At 68.2% G+C, this 17,801-nt stretch carries 15 protein-coding genes; 12 read left to right on the top strand and 3 right to left on the bottom strand.

Translation table 11 applies throughout. The features are described 5' to 3' along the window. Positions 1-264: 264 nt before the first annotated feature. The 9 genes from pstC to rnt all read left to right on the top strand — a co-directional run bounded on the left by pstC (position 265) and on the right by rnt (position 7,317). Positions 265-1,233 carry a phosphate ABC transporter permease subunit PstC gene (gene pstC, locus ARC23_RS17330; protein ID WP_057498348.1) on the top strand — a complete coding sequence of 323 codons (969 nt, stop codon included), beginning with the start codon at positions 265-267 and terminating at the stop codon, positions 1,231-1,233. Beyond that, positions 1,233-2,096, top strand: coding sequence for a phosphate ABC transporter permease PstA (gene pstA / locus ARC23_RS17335; protein WP_057498349.1), 864 nt, complete (start codon positions 1,233-1,235; stop codon positions 2,094-2,096). Before pstC ends, pstA begins: the two co-directional genes overlap by 1 nt. 19 nt (positions 2,097-2,115) lie before the next feature. After that, positions 2,116-2,946 (top strand): phosphate ABC transporter ATP-binding protein PstB, encoded by an 831-nt coding sequence (pstB, locus tag ARC23_RS17340; RefSeq protein WP_057498350.1) that lies wholly within the window; start codon positions 2,116-2,118, stop codon positions 2,944-2,946. A 76-nt stretch (positions 2,947-3,022) separates the two neighbouring features. Beyond that, positions 3,023-3,730, top strand: coding sequence for a phosphate signaling complex protein PhoU (gene phoU, locus ARC23_RS17345; RefSeq protein WP_008265615.1), 708 nt, complete (start codon positions 3,023-3,025; stop codon positions 3,728-3,730). A gap of 238 nt (positions 3,731-3,968) precedes the next feature. After that, positions 3,969-4,328 (top strand): HvfA family oxazolone/thioamide-modified RiPP metallophore, encoded by a 360-nt coding sequence (locus ARC23_RS17350; protein ID WP_057498351.1) that lies wholly within the window; start codon positions 3,969-3,971, stop codon positions 4,326-4,328. Next, positions 4,315-5,190 carry an HvfB family MNIO-type RiPP peptide maturase gene (locus ARC23_RS17355; protein WP_057498352.1) on the top strand — a complete coding sequence of 292 codons (876 nt, stop codon included), beginning with the start codon at positions 4,315-4,317 and terminating at the stop codon, positions 5,188-5,190. The genes ARC23_RS17350 and ARC23_RS17355 overlap by 14 nt, the downstream gene beginning before the upstream one ends. Continuing rightward, the gene (locus ARC23_RS17360; protein ID WP_057498353.1) at positions 5,183-5,938 is read left to right on the top strand and encodes an HvfC family RiPP maturation protein; all 756 of its coding nucleotides are present in this window, start codon (positions 5,183-5,185) and stop codon (positions 5,936-5,938) included. The genes ARC23_RS17355 and ARC23_RS17360 overlap by 8 nt, the downstream gene beginning before the upstream one ends. A gap of 24 nt (positions 5,939-5,962) precedes the next feature. Then, the gene (locus tag ARC23_RS17365; protein WP_057498354.1) at positions 5,963-6,484 is read left to right on the top strand and encodes an HvfX family Cu-binding RiPP maturation protein; all 522 of its coding nucleotides are present in this window, start codon (positions 5,963-5,965) and stop codon (positions 6,482-6,484) included. A 182-nt stretch (positions 6,485-6,666) separates the two neighbouring features. After that, positions 6,667-7,317 carry a ribonuclease T gene (gene rnt / locus ARC23_RS17370; RefSeq protein ID WP_411847913.1) on the top strand — a complete coding sequence of 217 codons (651 nt, stop codon included), beginning with the start codon at positions 6,667-6,669 and terminating at the stop codon, positions 7,315-7,317. Positions 7,318-7,482: 165 nt separating this feature from the next. Here the strand turns inward: rnt and ARC23_RS17375 are convergent, their stop codons facing one another. The 3 genes from ARC23_RS17375 to ARC23_RS17385 all read right to left on the bottom strand — a co-directional run bounded on the left by ARC23_RS17375 (position 7,483) and on the right by ARC23_RS17385 (position 12,830). Further along, a complete protein-coding gene (locus ARC23_RS17375; protein WP_057498356.1) occupies positions 7,483-10,509 on the bottom strand; it encodes a ligand-binding sensor domain-containing diguanylate cyclase in 3,027 nt (1,008 codons plus the stop codon). Positions 10,510-10,686: 177 nt separating this feature from the next. Next, complete coding sequence (locus ARC23_RS17380; protein WP_057498357.1) at positions 10,687-12,096, bottom strand: ATP-binding protein; 1,410 nt, start codon at positions 12,094-12,096, stop codon at positions 10,687-10,689. 5 nt (positions 12,097-12,101) lie between these two features. After that, positions 12,102-12,830 carry a response regulator gene (locus tag ARC23_RS17385; RefSeq protein ID WP_057498358.1) on the bottom strand — a complete coding sequence of 243 codons (729 nt, stop codon included), beginning with the start codon at positions 12,828-12,830 and terminating at the stop codon, positions 12,102-12,104. A gap of 204 nt (positions 12,831-13,034) precedes the next feature. On the opposite strand from ARC23_RS17385, the gene ARC23_RS17390 reads away from it, so the two are divergent. The 3 genes from ARC23_RS17390 to ARC23_RS17400 are packed head-to-tail and all read left to right on the top strand — an operon-like array spanning position 13,035 to position 17,667. Further along, positions 13,035-14,273 (top strand): efflux RND transporter periplasmic adaptor subunit, encoded by a 1,239-nt coding sequence (locus ARC23_RS17390; protein WP_057498359.1) that lies wholly within the window; start codon positions 13,035-13,037, stop codon positions 14,271-14,273. Next, positions 14,270-16,228 (top strand): MacB family efflux pump subunit, encoded by a 1,959-nt coding sequence (locus ARC23_RS17395; RefSeq protein WP_057498360.1) that lies wholly within the window; start codon positions 14,270-14,272, stop codon positions 16,226-16,228. The genes ARC23_RS17390 and ARC23_RS17395 overlap by 4 nt, the downstream gene beginning before the upstream one ends. Before the next feature lie 2 nt (positions 16,229-16,230). After that, the gene (locus tag ARC23_RS17400; RefSeq protein ID WP_411847914.1) at positions 16,231-17,667 is read left to right on the top strand and encodes a TolC family protein; all 1,437 of its coding nucleotides are present in this window, start codon (positions 16,231-16,233) and stop codon (positions 17,665-17,667) included. Positions 17,668-17,801 lie beyond the last annotated feature (134 nt).

Here is a 17,801-nt window from a genome sequence, read left to right on the forward strand (position 1 = left end):
CCGAACTTATGGCGGGAGAAGAGCCTCCAGAAGACCGCCACGCCCCACAAGGCCCCCGTGGCCTTCTCCAAGGGGGCCCTCCGAGAACCCCCGCCCCCAGCACACCGAGCTCCCCTCCGGGCCCCCCGCGGCCGAGCCGGCCAAACCAAACCGGGCCCGCCGGCGCCCCCCCCCGAATGGGCCGCACACGCCGGCCCCCCCCCCGCGCGGCCACCGCCTCTTCCACGCCGTGCCGCCCCGCCCCTTCCTGGCCCTGCCGTCCCCATGAATGCCATCGCCCAGCCTGTAGCCGCCCCGTCCACGCGTGATACGCGTGATGCCCGCAACGACAAACTGTTCCGATGGGTGCTGGTCGGCACCGTCATCTTCGTCCTGATCGCCCTGGCCTGCGCCGCGCTGTCGATGCTGTGGGGCGGCCGCCATGCCCTGCAGATGCAGGGCCTGAGTTTCTTCTTCTCCGCCGACTGGAATCCGGTCGAAAACAAGTTCGGCGCGCTCGCGCCGATCTACGGCACCCTGGTCACCGCCGTCATCGCGATGGTCATCGCCGTGCCGGTCAGCTTCGGCATCGCCTTCTTCCTCACCGAAGTCGCACCGCGCTGGCTGCGTGGACCGGTCGGTACCGCCATCGAACTGCTGGCCGGCATCCCCTCGATCATCTACGGCATGTGGGGCCTGTTCGTGCTGGTGCCGGTGATGACCGAGTACGTCACTCCGTTCCTCAACGAAACCCTGGGCGAGTGGCCGATCATCGGCCCGATGTTCCAGGGCCCGCCGCTGGGTATCGGCATGCTCACCGCCGGTTTCGTGCTGGCCATCATGGTCATTCCATTCATCTCCTCGGTGATGCGCGAAGTGTTCCTGACCGTGCCGACCCGCCTGAAGGAATCGGCCTATGCGCTGGGCTCCACCAAGTGGGAAGTGAGCTGGGACATCGTGCTGCCCTACACCCGCTCGGCGGTGATCGGCGGCATCTTCCTCGGCCTCGGCCGCGCCCTGGGCGAAACGATGGCGGTGGCCTTCGTGATCGGCAACAGCGTGCGCCTGTCGCCGTCGCTGCTGGAACCGGGCACCACCATCGCCGCGCTGATCGCCAACGATTTCGGCGAGGCCACTGAAACCTACCGCTCGGCCCTGCTGCTGCTCGGCTTCGTCCTCTTCATCGTCACCTTCGTGGTGCTGGCCATCGCCCGCCTGATGCTGATGCGCCTGTCCCGCAAGGAGGGCAACTGATGTCCACCACCGCTGATTCGCTGTACCTGCGCCGCCGCATCGGCAATGTCGTTGCGATTGCCGCGTCCTGCGCCACCGCGCTGTTCGGCCTGTTCTTCCTGGGCTGGATCCTGTTCACCCTGGCCTCGAAAGGCCTGGCCGGCATCAACTGGGATCTGTTCACCAAGATGACGCCGCCGCCGATGCAGGAAGGCGGCCTTGCCAACGCCTTCTTCGGCAGTGCCGTGATGTGTGCACTGGCGATCGGCATCGGCACCCCGCTGGGCGTGCTGGCCGGCACCTGGCTGGCCGAGTACGGCAACGCCCGCAAGGCCGGCACCGTGGTCCGCTTCGTCAACGACATCCTGCTGTCAGCCCCGTCCATCGTGCTCGGCCTGTTCGTCTACACCCTGTACGTGATGCAGACCGGCGGCAACTTCTCGGCCTTCGCCGGTGCGCTGTCGCTGGCTTTCATCGTGCTGCCGGTGGTGGTGCGCACCACCGACGAGATGCTGCGGCTGGTGCCTTCGCAGATGCGCGAGGCGGCGCTGTCGCTGGGCATCCCGCAGTGGAAGGTGATCGTGCAGGTGCTCTATCGCAGCGCATCGGCCGGCATCATCACCGGCATCCTGCTGGCGCTGGCCCGCATCTCCGGCGAAACCGCGCCACTGCTGTTCACCGCTTTCGGCAACCAGTACTGGAACAACAACATCTTCCAGCCGATGGCCTCGGTGCCGGTGGTGATGAACCAGTTCGCCGGCAGCCCGTATGAATCCTGGCAGGTGCTGGCCTGGGCCGGTGCCCTGGTGCTGACTGTCTTCGTGTTGCTGGTCAGCCTTGCCGCCCGCGGCATCCTGCTGCGCAACCGTATCTCCCATGACTGACCTTTCCGTGGATAACGCCATGAACGACCTTTCCAACGCCGTGCCGATGCAGCGCATCGCCGTGCCGTCCTCGCACGAGAGCCTGCACACCCCGGCTCCGGTCAAGCTTGCCGCGCGCGGACTGGACTTCTACTACGACAAGTTCCATGCCCTGAAGGGCATCAACCTGGAGATTCCGGAAAAGCGCGTGACCGCGCTGATCGGACCCTCCGGTTGCGGCAAGTCGACCCTGCTGCGCATCTTCAACCGCATCTACGCGCTGTACCCGAAGCTGGAAGCACGTGGTGAAGTGCTGCTGGACGGCGAGAACATCCTGTCGCCGAAGTACCCGATGAACCGCCTGCGCAGCAAGGTCGGCATGGTGTTCCAGAAGCCGGTGCCGTTCCCGATGACCATCTTCGAGAACGTCGCCTACGGCATCCGCCACCACGAGAAGCTGAGCAAGGCCGATATGGCCGACCGCGTCGAGCAGGCGCTGCGCCAGGGCGCGCTGTGGGACGAAGTGAAGGACAAGCTGGGGCAGAGCGCCCTGGGCCTGTCCGGTGGCCAGCAGCAGCGCCTGTGCATCGCCCGTGCGGTGGCCCTGCGCCCGTCCGTGCTGCTGCTGGACGAGCCGACCTCGGCGCTGGATCCGATCTCGACCAGCCGCATCGAGCAGCTGGTGGAAGAGCTCAAGAACGAGTACACGATCGTGATCGTCACCCACAACATGCAGCAGGCCGCGCGCGTGTCCGACTACACCGCCTTCATGTACCTGGGCGACCTGATCGAGCACGACCGCACCGAAGTGATCTTCTCGCAGCCGTCGCAGCGGCAGACCGAGGACTACATCACCGGCCGCTTCGGCTGAGACGACGGTCGAGCGTGGCTCGGCTCTACAGACAACGCCAGCCGGGCATGGCTCGGCTCTACAGAGTGGAACAACCATGAACCTTCCCAACGACCACATCGTCAAGAGCTACGACGAAGAGCAGCAGCGCCTGGTGGCCGAAATCGTCCGCATGGGCGAGATGGCCGTCGCCCAGCTGGAAGCGGCGATGGACGTGATCGAAAAGCGCGACGAGAACGCCGCCCATCGCATCATCGCCAACGATGAAGCGATTGATGCGCTTGAGCAGCAGATCAGCCACGACGTGATGCGCCTGGCGCTGCGTGGCCCGATGGCGCGTGACCTGCGCGAAATTCTCGCGGGCCTGCGCATCCCGGCCGACATCGAACGTATCGGCGACTACGCGGCCAACGTTGCCAAGCGTTCGATCGCACTGGGCAAAGTGCCGCCGCTGCCGCAGATCCAGGGCCTGCGTGCACTGGGCCGCCTGGCCGCGCAGCAGGTGCGCCGCGCCATCGCCGCCTATCGCGACAACGATGCCGATGCCGCGCTGGCACTGCGCGAGGACGACGCCCGCCTGGACGCGCAGTACACCGCGCTGTTCCGCGAGCTGCTGACCTACATGATGGAAGACCCGCGCAACATCACCCCGTGCACGCACCTGCTGTTCATGGCCAAGAACCTGGAGCGCGTGGGCGACCACGCCACCAACATCGCCGAGAATGTGTGGTTCCTGGTGCACGGCGAGCAGCCGCTGCCGCCGCGTGAAAAACGCGACGAGACGTCCAGCACCGGACAGCCCTGACGCTGCACTGCAACACCAGAGTCGACTCCAAGGTGGCCGCTGTCCTGGTGACAGCGGCCTTCTTGTTCATGGGCGTTCCGGTGATCCACCCACGCATGGCGTGGATCTACCGGGCACCGTGTTGCCCTTCTGTAACAAATCTCACGAAAATTTGAGTTCTTGGCGAGGATTCGTTGAGTAGGATCGCTGCACCATCGATTCACCCCGGGCACCTGCCCACCACCCAGGAGTACTACCGATGAGCAGTTCCAACAAGACCCTGTCCCTGCTGACCGCTACCGCCCTGGCCGCCGGCCTGGGCATGACCGCCAGTGCCTCGGCCCTGAGCATGAGCGACCTTGCCCAGGGGTACCTGGTGGCGGGCCAGGCGGCGAAGGCTGCCGATGCCAAGCACGCCGAAGGCAAGTGCGGCGCCGACGGCAAGACTGCTGAAGGCAAGTGCGGCGGTGACAAGGGCAAGGCTGCCGAAGGCAAGTGCGGCGAAGGCAAGTGTGGCGCCGACAAGGGCAAGGCCGCGGGTGCAGCGGCGGCCAAGACCGGCGACAAGAAGTCGGCCGAAGGCAAGTGTGGCGAAGGCAAGTGCGGTGGCAAGCACTGACGTCCGCGCCAGCCTCGTCCACCCGCGGTCGCCGCTGCCTGCGGCGGCCGCCGGGTTGGGCCTGCGCCGGGCGCTGCTGCAGGATCTGCGTGACGCCCCGGCCGGCGATTTCGATTTCCTCGAATGTGCGCCGGAGAACTGGATCCATGTTGGAGGCCCGGCCGGTGATGCGCTGGCCGAACTGGCACAGCGCCATCCACTGAGCTGCCATGGGCTGTCGCTGTCGCTGGGCGGAAGTGCGCCCCTGGACACGCAACTGCTGGAACAGGTCGGCCGGTTCCTGGAGAAGCACCGCGTGCCGCTGTACAGCGAGCACCTGAGCTACTGCAGCGACGACGGCCACCTGTACGACCTGCTGCCGATTCCGTTTACCGACGAAGCCGTACACCATACCGCCGCGCGCATCCGCAAGGTGCAGGACCTGCTCGGCCGCCGTATCGCGGTGGAGAACGTGTCCTACTACCTGGCACCGGAACCGGCGATGGACGAGCTGGCGTTCACCAATGCGGTGCTCGCCGAAGCCGACTGCGACCTGCTGCTGGACGTCAACAACGTCTACGTCAACGCCTGCAACCACGGCTACGATGCCGATACCTTCATCGCCGGCCTGCCTGCGCAGCGCATCGTCTGCCTGCACGTAGCCGGGCACCTGGACGAGGCACCCGACCTGAAGATCGATACCCATGGCAGCGCGGTGATCGATCCGGTCTGGGAGCTGCTGGCGCGTACCTATGCACGCGTCGGCCCACGCCCCACCCTGCTCGAACGCGATTTCAATTTCCCGCCCTATGCGGAACTGCAGGGCGAACTGCAGACCATCCGCCGCCTGCAGGCCACGCACACCGGGACGGCACATGGTTGATTCCGCCGACACCCTGCGCGCGCAGCAGCACGCGTTTACTGCGCACCTGCGCGACCCGCAGGCGGTACCTGCGCCGGCCGGCCTGGACCCACGCCGGGTAGCGGTGTACCAGCGCCTGCTGTTCAACAACCTCCTCGGCCTGTTGAGCAATGGTTTTCCGGTCTGCGTACGCCTGCTTGGCGAACCGGCCTGGAACACGCTGGTGCGCCGCTACTTCGCCACCCATCGCTGCCAGACACCGTTGTTCACCGAACTGGCCGCCGAGTTCGTGCAGTGGCTGCAGGCGCAACCCGCGCTGCCGCATCCGGCGCTGGCCGAACTGGCCCACTACGAGTGGGTGGAGACCGCGCTGTACCAGTTGCCCGCCGAACCCCTGCCAGCGGCTGGCGACGTCGATCCGCTGAGGGAGCCTCTACAGCGCTCGCCGCTGGCCTGGCCACTGCTGTACCACTGGCCGGTACATCGCCTCGGTGCCGAGGACGCGCCGACGCAGCCGCCCGCCGAACCGACCGGCCTGCTGGTGCGCCGCGATCCCGACGGCGACGTGCGGTTCGCCGCGCTCAGCCCGTTGGCGGTGCATCTTCTGTCCCGGATCGGCGAACACCCTGGCCTGGATGGCCATGGCTACCTCCAGCAGCTCGCTACCGACCATGGCCTGGCCGCCGATGCACTGGCCGAACCCGGTGCCGTGCTGCTGCACCAGTTCCTGCGCGCCGGCGTGATCGGCCCGCTCGCCCCAGCCCCCTGACGCCCCTTCCACGGAGACTCACCGATGAACCTGCCGATCCTGGCTGCCACGCGCAGCCAGCTGGACCGTCTCGCCCCCTGGTTGGCCCCGCTTGGCCTGCGCCTGCTGCTGGCCTGGGAATATTTCGAATCCGGCCGCGAGAAGCTGCAGGGCCAGAACTGGTTCGCCGACCTCCAGGACGCCTTCCCGTTCCCCTTCGACCAGGTACCGGCGGCACTGAACTGGCAGCTGGCGACCTGGTTCGAACTGGTGGGCGCGGCCTGCCTGCTGTTCGGTTTCGGCACGCGTTTGGCCGCGGCCAGCCTGTTGGTGCTGACCGTGGTGGCCACCTATGCGGTGCACTGGCCGATGCAATGGGACTCGCTGGGCGAACTGGCGATGGGCTACGTGATCAGCGACCAGGGCTTCGGCAATTTCAAGCTGCCGGTACTGTTCATGGCGATGCTGCTGCCGTTGATCTTCACCGGTGCCGGCAAACTGAGCGTGGATGCGTGGTTGGCGCGGTGGTTTCCATCGGGCATGACGGTCCGGCCCGCGGCCCGGTAGCCGCCGTCGAGCGGCGCGCGGTGTGCCAACCAAGGTTGGTACCTACCGGGTTCCTGCGGTTGGTACCTACCGGGATCGGGGTCATGCGGTGCGCCGGTAGGTGTCGACCTTGGTCGACACACGCGCACGCAGGGAACCCGTGCAAACCCGGGCGCGCGGGGCGGCTCTGCTAGAATTCACCCATGACTGACCCCACGCCCGCACCTGCCGCCGCCCCCGATTCCGCAGTACCCCAGGCGCAGCGCGCGATGTCACAGCGCTTCCGCGGCTTCCTGCCGGTGGTGGTGGATGTGGAAACCGGCGGCTTCGACAGCCAGCGCAATGCCCTGCTGGAAATCGCCGCCGTGCCGATCGAGATGGACGAGAACGGCCTGCTTTACCCGGGCCAGACTGCCAGCGCGCACGTGGTGCCGGCCGAGGGCCTGGAGATCGACCCGAAGTCGCTGGAAGTGACCGGCATCATCCTCGACCATCCGTTCCGGCTGGCCAAGGAAGAGAGGGCGGCGCTGGACCACATCTTCACCCCGGTGCGGGCGGCGATGAAGAAGTACGGCTGCCAGCGCGCGATCCTGGTCGGCCACAACGCCCATTTCGACCTGGGCTTCGTCAATGCGGCGGTGGCACGCACCGGCCACAAGCGCAATCCGTTCCATCCGTTCAGCGTGTTCGACACGGTCACCCTGGCCGGCATCGCCTACGGGCAGACCGTGCTGGCGCGCGCGGCCCATGCCGCCGGGCTGGGCTGGGACGCCAACGAGGCACACAGCGCGGTGTACGACACCGAGCAGACCGCACGGCTGTTCTGCACCATCGCCAACGCCTGGCCGCGGTAAGGCCGCGCTTTCTTCTGTAGAGCCGAGCCATGCTCGGCTGCACCTGTTTCCGCGCTGTCGAGCGGTAGTCGAGCATGGCTCGACTCTACAGGCCGGCGTCGTTCCATCGATGCATGGTGGCGAATCAATCGCCGCACGGTAGATCCACGCCATGCGTGGATGTGATCAACCAATGCTCGTACGATCGCGGCCGTCGCTCTTGGCGCGGTACAGCGCGCGGTCGGCGCGCTGGTACAGCAGCGCCGGAGTACGGTCGTCGGCATCCAGTTCCACCAGGCCGGCACTGAAGGTCACCCGCAGGCCCGGCACGCCGGCCCAGTCCGGGTGATCGTGGAACAACCCGCGCAGGCGCGCACACAGCTGTGCGGCCTCTTCCAGCCGGGTGTCGTTGAGCAGCAGCGCGAACTCTTCACCACCGGTACGCGCCGGCAGATCCGACGCGCGACAGACCGCCGCGATCACCGCCGCCACCTGCACCAGCACCGCGTCACCGATGCTGTGGCTGTGCCGGTCGTTGACGTCCTTGAAGTGATCGATGTCCAGCACCACCAGGCACAACGAGTGGCCACTGCGCTGCGAACGGGCGAAATCGCGGGCCAGCGTTTCGTCGAAGCCGCGGCGGTTGGCCAGCCCGGTCAGGGCATCCTCGCGGGCCTGGCGCTCGAAGGCTTCGGCTTGGCGCGCCAGGCGCTCGGCCAGTTCGGTCTTTTCCTGGTTCAGCGCCTGCAGGTGCACGGTCTTGGCCTGCAGGTCGAAGGTCGCGTCGTCCACCCGCCGCGCCAGGCGCAGGTTGCTGGCCTTCAGCTGCTGCAGCAGCAGGCGGTACAGCGCCACCAGGCCGGCCAGCAGCAACAGCCCGCCCAGCGCCTGCACGCTGCGCCGCTGCCACCAGAACGGCTCGACGCTGAAGCTCCACACCGCTTCCTGTTGGCCCCAGCTGCCGCCCGGATGTGCCGCCGCCACATGCAGCGTGTAGTCGCCCGGCGGCAGGCCGACGAACTCGACGCTGCGCTGCGGGCCGCGCTCGACCCAGCCGTTGTCCAGGCCATCGAGCCGCGTCCGGTAGCGGATCCGATCAGACATCAGGTAGCTCAGGCCGACGTAGCTGACCGCCAGCCGGCGCCCGCCCGGAATGTGGTTGCGTTCGGGACCTTCCCAGTGCACCGGCGCGCCATCCACCTGCACGCTCTCGATCGCCGCCGGGGGGGAGGGGCGCTCGCGGAAGCGCTGCAGGCGCTGCGGGTCGACCGTGCTCAGGCCGCCGGCGGTGACCACCCAGAACGTGCCGTCCTGGCGCAGGATCGCCGACGGCCCGGAACTGCCGTTGGCCTGCGCGTTGGCCATGCCGTCGATCTCGTTGTAACGCTCCACCACCACCCGCGGCGTGCGCCCGTCGGCCACCGCATTGAGCGTGGCCATGTCGGTGCGCAGCACGCCGCGGTTGCTGCTGATCCACACGTTGCCGAGCCGGTCCGGCACCAGCTGGAACACCGCATCCACCGGCATGCCCTGTTCCAGGCCGACCCGTGCCAGCGTCCCGTTCTGCCAGCGGTACAGGCCGCGGTCGCTGCTGATCCACATCGCATCGCCCAGCTGGTGGAAGCCGAACACACTGCGGCCGCCCCCCAGCGGGGCCAGGTTGATCGATTGCACGCGGTCGCCACGCAGCACGCGGATGCCTTCGATGGTGCCGATCCACAGGTTGCCCTGGTGATCGTGCTCCAGCGCCGTGATCAGGCCGCCCGGCATGCCCGGCACGCTCGAGACCTGCACCCGGTCGCCATCGATGCGGACCACGCCCTTCTGCGTGCCGGCCCAGACCACGCCCTGCGGATCCACACTGATCGCGCGGATGTTGCCACCGGGCATGCCGTCGGCGGCAGCGTAGTTGTGGCGCAGGCTGCCATCGCGGCCAAGCCGGTAAACGCCATCGCCAAAGGTGCCGACCCAGAGGTCGCCATTCGGGCCCTGGGCCAGGCTCAGCACCGAGGGCGCCTTGCCACCCCGGTTGTGCAGCGGCATCGCCTGGAAACGACCTTGCGTGGTCTGCTGGTCCAGGCCGCTGGCACTGCCGACCCACAGCTTGCGGTCGCGGTCCTCGAACACCGTGCGCACATAATCTCCGCTGAGTCCGTCGCGCTCGGTATAGCTGCTGAACAGCGTTTCGCGCAGGCGGTACAGGCCGCCATTGGCGCCTACCCAGATGCTGCCCTCGGCATCTTCGCGCAGGCTCACCACACGCCCGCCGGGCAGGTTCAGGCCGGCCGGCAGCCGTTCCAGCCCGTGCGCGGAAATGCGCAGCAGGCCCTGGTTCTCGGTGCCCAGCCACAGGTCGCCGTGGCGATCCTGCAGCATCGCGGTCATGTGCAGCTGCCCGGGCAGGCGATGCACCAGCACCAGCCGGTCATCCTCCACCCGGTACAGGCGCTCGCCAGCGACGATCCACAGCGCACCATCCGGCGCCCGGTACGGCCACGACAGGCCGCTGCCGGCGCCCAGCCCCCATGCCGCCGGCGCGCGCTTGAGCACGCCGTCGTTGTCGCGCAGCACCAGGCCGTCGAGGGTGCCGATCCAGACCCGGTCCTGCGCATCGACCACCAGCTTGGTGAAGCTCATCGCCATCGGCAGATCGGCCGCCGGTGCCCGGTAGACGATGCCCGTGTCCGGCGTGAGATAGCCGATGCCCTTGCCTTCGTACAGCAGCCACAGGCGGCCCTGGCTGTCCATCTGCATCGACTGGATCAGCACCTGCGGCGTATCGGCCTGGTGCTCCCACACCCGCCACTGGCCGTCACTGCCACGGTGGCTGACATTGCCGCGCGAATCGCTGATCCACAGCCCGCCCTGGCGATCGACGAACAGCGCGCCGATCCCGTTGTCGCGCAGGCCCGGGCGCGTGCTGCGGTCGAACACGGTGAAATCCAGGCCGTTGTAGCGCACCAGCCCTTCCCAGGTGGCGAACCAGAGGTGGCCTTCCGGCGTCTGCGCGATGTCGCGCAACGAGTTGTGCGGCAGGCCGTTGCGCGAGGTCCATACGTCGATGGCGTAGTCACGCAGCGGCGGCGCGCCCTCCTGCGCCGCCAACGGCAGCGCGAGGGCCAGGAGCAGCCACAACAGGCCCTGCCGCAATGCCCGCCTGAATCCTGATGCGCGGCGCTCCACCCGGCGCCTCTCGTCCCCCTGCCCGCCCATTACCGCAGCGGCGGCGGCCAGATGCGGCTGCAGGACGCGGCAGCATGCGGGAACGGCCGGGCAGCGGGCAATGGCATGCCGGCGGGAACGGGCTGGCTCATCGGGGGGAGGCTGGGGAGATACGCAGATGATAGGGCAAAGCCAGGCCCCGGCGTCACCGTCGTCCGGTCGCCCGGCTCAGCCAGCGCGCCCCGGTGCCACCACCTGGGTACTGGCCGGCCACTGCACAACGGCCTCCAGCCCACCCTCGGCGCGGTTGCGCAGCCACAACCGGCCCCCGTCCTTCTCAGCCAGGGCGCGGGCAATGGTCAGGCCCAGGCCGGCCCCGCCGGTCTCGCGCGAACGCGAGGTTTCCACCCGCACGAACGGATCAAACACGGCCTCCAGCTGCTCATCGGCCAGGCCCGGGCCATCATCGGCCACCACCACCGTGATCGCACCGCCGCTGCGCTCCACGCGCACCCGCGCCCGCTGCGCATACATCACGGCGTTGTCCACCAGATTGGAAAACAGGCGGTGCATGGCCAGCGGGCGCAGCATCAGCACCGAACCGCTGCCGCCTTCGAATACCACGTCGGCACCGCCCTCGGCGGTATCTTCGACGATGCTCTCCAGCAGCGAATCCAGGTCCAGCGCGGCACGTTGCTCGGAACTCTCGGCGCTGCGCGCCAGCTCCAGGCCTTCGCGCACCAGCGCCTGCATCGCGGCAAGGTCCCCGATCAGGCGCTCACGCAGGGCCTCGTCGGTCACATTCTCCAGGCGCAGGCGCAGCCGGGTCAGCGGCGTCTGCAGATCGTGGGTGATCGCTGCCAGCATCTGGGTGCGTTCGGCCAGATGGCGCTGCAGGCGATGCTGCATGGCGTTGAAGGCTTCGGCGGCACGCTGCACTTCGCGCGGCCCACGCAATGGCAACGGGTCGCGCTGCAGGTCGTCGCCCAGGTCTTCGGCGGCGGCGGCCAGTTCCTGCAGTGGCGCACTGGCGATGCGCGCCACGATATAGGCCAGCACGGCGATCGCCAGCACCAGCAGGGTCAGGAACCACGGGTCGACGGCGAGGATGCCGTTATGCGCCACCGCCGGCGAATCCAGCGCCAGCTTCAGCAGCGTGCCGTCGTTCAGCGTCACATCAACCGCGCGGCACTTGGGCGGGATGAAGGCGGGATCGCGCTCGCGCGGTGGCTTGCGATGGCCGGGCCTGGGCGGCGGCAACAGGTCCTGCAGCTTGGGAATGCAGGAACGGAACGAGGCAAAGTGCACGTGCGCACGCGACACCGGCCCGGGCCGGTCCTCCAGCACTTCCATCAACGCGGTGTCGGCACGCCCCAGCCGCGCGCCGGGCTGCAGCGCGCGCACGCTCGGCCCACCGACCTCCAGCAGGCGCTCGCGCAGCTCGGGGTTGCCATCGAGCAGGTTGACGTAGCCCTGCAGGCGGTCGGCAATGCGGTTCAGGTTCTGCCGCTCGAACTCCTGCTGCCGCTTGGACGTGGCCAGCATGGTCGCGCCGATCGCAGCCACGCTCATGCCCAGCAGCAGGATCACGAACAACCGCCCGACCATCGAGGACAGGAAATGGCGCAGGCGCGTCATTGGGCTTATTCCAGGTTCACCGACGAAGCCAGCACGTAGCCTTCGTTGCGCACGGTCTTGATCAGTCCGTCCGGGCCGCCATCGTCACCCAGCTTGTTGCGCAAGCGGCTGACCTGCAGGTCGATCGCGCGGTCCTGTGCCTCGTAGTTGCGGCCGCTGCTGAGCGCGACCAGCTGCTCGCGCGACAGCACCTTGTTGGCGTGGGCGATGAACACCCGCAGCAGGCGGAATTCGGCGCCGGACAGCACCACCACGCGGTCATCCGGATCGACCAGGTGGCGATGCTCCAGGTCGAACACCCAGCGCGAGAAGCGCGCGCGGCGTACCGCCAGCGGCTCCAGGTTGGCGGGCAGCGCCTCGGTCCGGCGCAGCACGTTGCGGATGCGCGCCAGCAGCTCGCGGGGCTCGAACGGCTTGGCCAGGTAGTCGTCGGCGCCCATTTCCAGGCCCAGCACGCGGTCGATCGGCTCGGCGCGCGCGGTCAGCATGATCACCGGCGTGTTGGAACGCGCACGCAGGTCGCGGCACAGCGTCAGGCCATCCTCGCGCGGCAGGTTGAGGTCCAGCACGATCAGGTCCACATGCTCGCGGTCCAGCAGCTGGCGCATGGCGGTGCCATCGGCGGCGGTGCTCACCTGGTAACCGGCACGGCCGAGCTGCTCGGCCAGCAGCGTGCGGATGTCGTTGTCGTCGTCGACGATCAGCAGTCGATGCATCGGGTTTTCAGTCTCCATGTCGCGATCATCCCGTGTCGGCAGCTGAACCGCATCCGGGGCAATGCGTACCAGTGTATCCAGCCACGGGCGGGATACCTGTGGTTACGCGTATTCACCGACAGTGTTACACACAGACATACCCCGAGGATTGAGCCGTCCATCGCCCGGTCTTCACAATGCCCACCAACGCCGCCCGCGCGGCCCCGAGAGTGAAGCCACGACGTGACGTTCCGCCTGCTGCCCGCGACCCGCCGGAGTCGCCTGATACTGATCGCCCTGCTTGCCCTGATCGTCGCCGCGACCGCCTGGTGGCTGCTGCGCAAACCCGCCGCCCCCGCGGTGGCCACCTCGCCGGTCAGCCGTGGTGACATCGAGCAGACGGTGGACGCCACCGGCGTGATCGATGCCTACAAGCTGGTCAGCGTCGGTGCGCAGGCTTCGGGCCAGATCAAGTCGCTGAAAGTGCAGCTGGGCGATACCGTGAAGGAAGGCGACCTGATCGCCGAGATCGACGCCACCACCCAGCAGAACCAGGTACTCAACGCACAGGCCGCGCTGGACCAGGTCACCGCCCAGCGCGCCGTGCAGCAGGCCACCCTGCGCCAGGCCGAACTGGAATTCGCGCGCCAGCAGCAGATGCTGGCCGCCGAGGCCACCTCGCGCCAGGAATACGATGCCGCCGAGGCGCAGCTGAAGACCGCCCGTGCCCAGCTGCAGTCCTACGAGGCGCAGATCAAGGGCCGCCAGACCGAGCTGGGCACCGCCCGCGCCAACCTGGCCTACACCCGCATCACCGCGCCGATGGACGGCACCGTGGTGGCGGTGGTGGCCGAGGAAGGCCGTACCGTGAACGCCAACCAGACCGCGCCGACCATCGTCATGCTGGCGCGGCTGGACGTGGTCACGGTCAACGCCGAGATCTCCGAGGCCGATGTGGTCAAGATCAAGGCCGGCATGCCGGTGTACTTCACCACGCTGGGCGATCCGGACCGCAAGTACCACGCCACGCTGCGCCAGATCAATCCGGCGCCAGCCTCGATCGCCAACGAGAACTCCTCCAGTTCCAGCAGTTCGTCCAGCTCCAGCTCCAGCAGCGCGGTCTACTACAACGCGCTGTTCGACGTGGAGAACCCCGACGGCACGCTGCGCATCGACATGACCGCGCAGGTCTCGGTGCTGCTCAAGCAGGCCAAGGGCGTGCTGATGGTCCCGGCAGTAGCGTTGGGGCCCAAGCGCCGTGGCGACGAGCGCATGGTGCGGGTGCTCGACGACCAGGGCCAGCCGCAGCCGCGCAGGGTCAAGGTGGGCATCAACAACGGCGCTTCGGCCGAGATCCTGTCCGGCCTGCAGGAAGGCGAGCGCGTGGTGGTGGGCGAAGCCAGTGCAGCCGGCGCCGGCGGTGGCAACCGTGGCGGCATGCAGATGCGGGTCGGCGGCCCGGGCATGGGCCCGCGCCGATGAGCACGACGGCGCCGTTGCTGCGCCTGCGCGACCTGCGACGCGAATTCCCGGCCGGCGAGGATGTCATCGCCGTACTGCGCGACGTCAACGTGGACATCCACGCCGGCGAGATGGTGGCCATCGTCGGCCAGTCCGGCTCGGGCAAGTCGACGCTGATGAACATCCTCGGCTGCCTCGATCGTCCTACCCGTGGCAGCTACCAGGTGGCCGGCCGCGAAACCGGGAAGATGGAACCGGATGAGCTGGCCGAACTGCGCCGCGAGCATTTCGGCTTCATCTTCCAGCGCTACCACCTGCTCGGCGACCTGGACGCGCGTGGCAACGTAGCGGTGCCGGCGGTGTATGCCGGCAGCCCCGGCCCGGTGCGCAACGCGCGTGCCGAGCAGCTGCTGCAGCGGCTGGGCCTGGGCGACCGCATGCACCACAAGCCAGGCCAGCTGTCCGGCGGCCAGCAGCAGCGCGTGTCGATCGCGCGTGCGCTGATGAACGGCGGCGAGGTGATCCTGGCCGACGAACCGACCGGCGCGCTGGACACGAAATCCGGAGAGGAAGTGATGGCCATCCTCGGCGAGCTGCATGCCGAAGGCCACACCATCATCATCGTTACCCACGACATGAGCGTGGCCCGGCACGCGCAGCGCATCATCGAGATCCGCGACGGCGAGATCATCGCCGACCGCGCCAACCCGGATGCGCCGAGCTATCGCGCCCGGCGCGAGGCCAGCACCGGCGTGGCCCACGGCAACAGCTGGCGGGCCGCCCGCGACCGCTTCACCGAAGCCTTCCGCATGGCCGTGCTGGCGATGAACGCGCATCGGCTGCGCACCTTCCTGACCATGCTCGGCATCATCATCGGCATCGCCTCGGTGGTGTCGGTGGTGGCGCTGGGCAACGGCTCGCAGCAGCAGATCCTGCAGAACATCAGCGCGCTCGGCACCAACACCATCGACGTCTATCCCGGCCGCGGTTTCGGCGACATGCGCTCGGCGCGGGTACAGACGCTCAAGGCCAGCGACGCCGACGCGCTGGCAAAGCAGAGCTACGTGGACAGCGCCACCCCCAGCGTGTCGACCTCGGTCACCGCGCGCTACCGCAACCAGTCGTCCACCGCGCAGGTCAGCGGCGTCGGCGAGCAGTTCTTCCGGGTCAAGGGCGTGACTCTGCTCAGCGGCAGTTTCTTCGATGCCGATGCAGTGAAGGGCCTGGGCCAGGTGGCGGTGATCGACGAGAACACCCAGACCCAGTTCTTCCCCGATGTCGATCCGGTCGGCCAGGTGATCCTGCTCGGCAACGTGCCAGCGCGCGTGGTCGGCGTGGCCAAGCGGCAGAGCTTCGGTTTTGGTGGCAGCACCAGCCTCAGCGTGTGGGTGCCCTACACCACGGTGATGTCGCGCATGCTCGGCCAGAGCCATGTGTCCAGCATCACCGTGCGCGTGGACGACAACACACCGATGGATGCCGCGCAGGAAGCGATCACCCGCCTGCTGACGATGCGCCACGGCACCGAGGACTTCTTCCTCAGCAACAGCGCCGAGATCCGCGACACCATCGAGCAGACCACGCGCACGATGACCCTGCTGATCGGTGCCATCGCTGCCATCGCGCTGCTGGTCGGCGGCATCGGCGTGATGAACATCATGCTGGTGTCGGTGACCGAGCGCACCCGTGAAATCGGCGTGCGCATGGCCGTGGGCGCGCGGCAGAGCGATATCCGCCAGCAGTTCCTGATCGAAGCGGTGCTGGTGTGCCTGCTCGGTGGCGTGCTCGGGATCGGCCTGGCGTTGCTGCTGGGCTCGATGATCGGCCGCTTCGCCAGTGACTTCCAGGTGCTGTTCTCCACCGCCTCGATCGTTGCCGCCTTCGCCTGCTCGACCCTGATCGGCGTGGCGTTCGGCTTCCTGCCCGCACGCAACGCCGCGCAGCTCGACCCGGTGGAGGCCCTGGCCCGCGAATGACAATGATGATGACCCGACTGCCCTTCCCCGCTCCCTCGCGCCTGCTGTTGGCGGGCGCCGTTCTGCTCGCCCTGTCCGGCTGCGCATCGGTCGGCCGCTACCCGGTGCAGAACCCGAGCGTGGCGGCCAGCTACGGGCGTGGCGACGCCACCCTCAATGCACCCGCCGACGACCCGCGCAGCAGCCTGGATACTCCGGGCCGCGACATCCGCCAGGACACCTGGTGGACCGGTTTCGGCGATGAGCGCCTGGATCGCCTGGTGGCCCGCGCGCTGGCCGCCAACAGCGACCTGGCCGCCGCCGGCCTGGCTGTGCAGCGTTCGCGCCTGCAGGCCGGGCTGGCCAGCAATGCGCTGTGGCCGCAACCCTCGTCTTCCGGCGTGAGCGGCAGCGCCAGCCGCGCCACCGACCAGTCTGATGATTGGCGCCGCAGCTATTCCACAGGCGTGTCGCTGGGTTGGGAGGTCGACCTGTGGGGCCGCCTGCGCACCCAGCGCGACATCGCCCGCTGGGAAGCCGAGGCCAGCGAGGAAGACCGGCAGAACACCGCGCTGCTGGTGATCGGCGACACCATCACCCAGTACTGGAACCTGGCCTACCTCAACCAGTCGATCGCCACCGGCCAGGCCAACCTGGAGCGGCTCGAACGCACCCGCGAACTGGTGCAGGCGCGGTTTGATGCCGGTGCGGTGTCGCGCCTGGAAGTGCGCCAGGCACTGCAGAACCTGCAATCGCAGCGGTCCTCGCAGAGCGCGCTGGAACAGCAGCGGGTGGAGGTGCGCAATGCACTGACCGTGCTGCTCGACGGCACGCCCTGGCCGCAGCAGGACGAACCACAGGACCTGCTGGGTGCACGCAGCCCGGCCATCGCCGAAGGACTGCCGAGCGATCTGCTCGGCCGCCGTCCGGACCTGCGCGCAGCCGAACTGCGCCTGCGCAACAGCCTGAAGACGATCAAGGTGACCGCGACCCAGTACTACCCGGCGCTGAGCCTGACCGGCAGCCTCGGTTCCAGTGCGACCTCGCTGGGCGATGTACTGCGCAATCCGGTGGCCACGCTCGGGGCCGGGCTGTCGCTGCCGTTCCTCAACCTGCAACGCGCGCAGCTGGATACCGACATCGCCGGTACGGCGTACCAGATTGCTGCGACCAACTTCCGCAGGACGCTGTACACCGCGCTGTCGGAAGTGGACAACGCCCTGTCCGCCCGCGAGCAGCTGGCGCGCCAGGTGGCGGCCTCGCAGGCTTCGTATGACGAAGCGGTGGAAGTGGAGCGCGCGCAGGAAGTGCGCTATCGGGTGGGCGCCACCGATCTGCGCACCTGGCTGGAAGCGCAGCAGACCCGGCGTGATGCAGAGCTGTCGCTGGCGCGTGCGCGCCAGGGCCAGCTGAACAACGACGTGACGCTGTTCAAGGCGTTGGGCGGCAGCGCGGGGTGAGGCGATGCGGGGCTGCGCCCCGCACCCGCCGAAACAACGTCAACGTCAACAACGGGGCATTCCGTTGAATGGTGGGGTGGGTCCGGTGGCAGGGGACGCCGTGAACCCATCCCTGGGGGCTTGGTCGCCGCATC

This window comes from Stenotrophomonas beteli (genome assembly GCF_001431665.1).
Classification (GTDB): Bacteria; Pseudomonadota; Gammaproteobacteria; order Xanthomonadales; family Xanthomonadaceae; genus Stenotrophomonas; species Stenotrophomonas beteli.

Coding starts and splice junctions, on each gene's coding strand:
- pstC (WP_057498348.1), top strand. CDS start 265: ATGAATGCCATCGCCCAGCCTGTAGCCGCCCCGTCCACGCGTGATACG.
- pstA (WP_057498349.1), top strand. CDS start 1,233: ATGTCCACCACCGCTGATTCGCTGTACCTGCGCCGCCGCATCGGCAAT.
- pstB (WP_057498350.1), top strand. CDS start 2,116: ATGAACGACCTTTCCAACGCCGTGCCGATGCAGCGCATCGCCGTGCCG.
- phoU (WP_008265615.1), top strand. CDS start 3,023: ATGAACCTTCCCAACGACCACATCGTCAAGAGCTACGACGAAGAGCAG.
- ARC23_RS17350 (WP_057498351.1), top strand. CDS start 3,969: ATGAGCAGTTCCAACAAGACCCTGTCCCTGCTGACCGCTACCGCCCTG.
- ARC23_RS17360 (WP_057498353.1), top strand. CDS start 5,183: ATGGTTGATTCCGCCGACACCCTGCGCGCGCAGCAGCACGCGTTTACT.
- ARC23_RS17365 (WP_057498354.1), top strand. CDS start 5,963: ATGAACCTGCCGATCCTGGCTGCCACGCGCAGCCAGCTGGACCGTCTC.
- rnt (WP_411847913.1), top strand. CDS start 6,667: ATGACTGACCCCACGCCCGCACCTGCCGCCGCCCCCGATTCCGCAGTA.
- ARC23_RS17375 (WP_057498356.1), bottom strand. CDS start 10,509: ATGGGCGGGCAGGGGGACGAGAGGCGCCGGGTGGAGCGCCGCGCATCA.
- ARC23_RS17380 (WP_057498357.1), bottom strand. CDS start 12,096: ATGACGCGCCTGCGCCATTTCCTGTCCTCGATGGTCGGGCGGTTGTTC.
- ARC23_RS17385 (WP_057498358.1), bottom strand. CDS start 12,830: ATGGAGACTGAAAACCCGATGCATCGACTGCTGATCGTCGACGACGAC.
- ARC23_RS17395 (WP_057498360.1), top strand. CDS start 14,270: ATGAGCACGACGGCGCCGTTGCTGCGCCTGCGCGACCTGCGACGCGAA.
- ARC23_RS17400 (WP_411847914.1), top strand. CDS start 16,231: ATGATGATGACCCGACTGCCCTTCCCCGCTCCCTCGCGCCTGCTGTTG.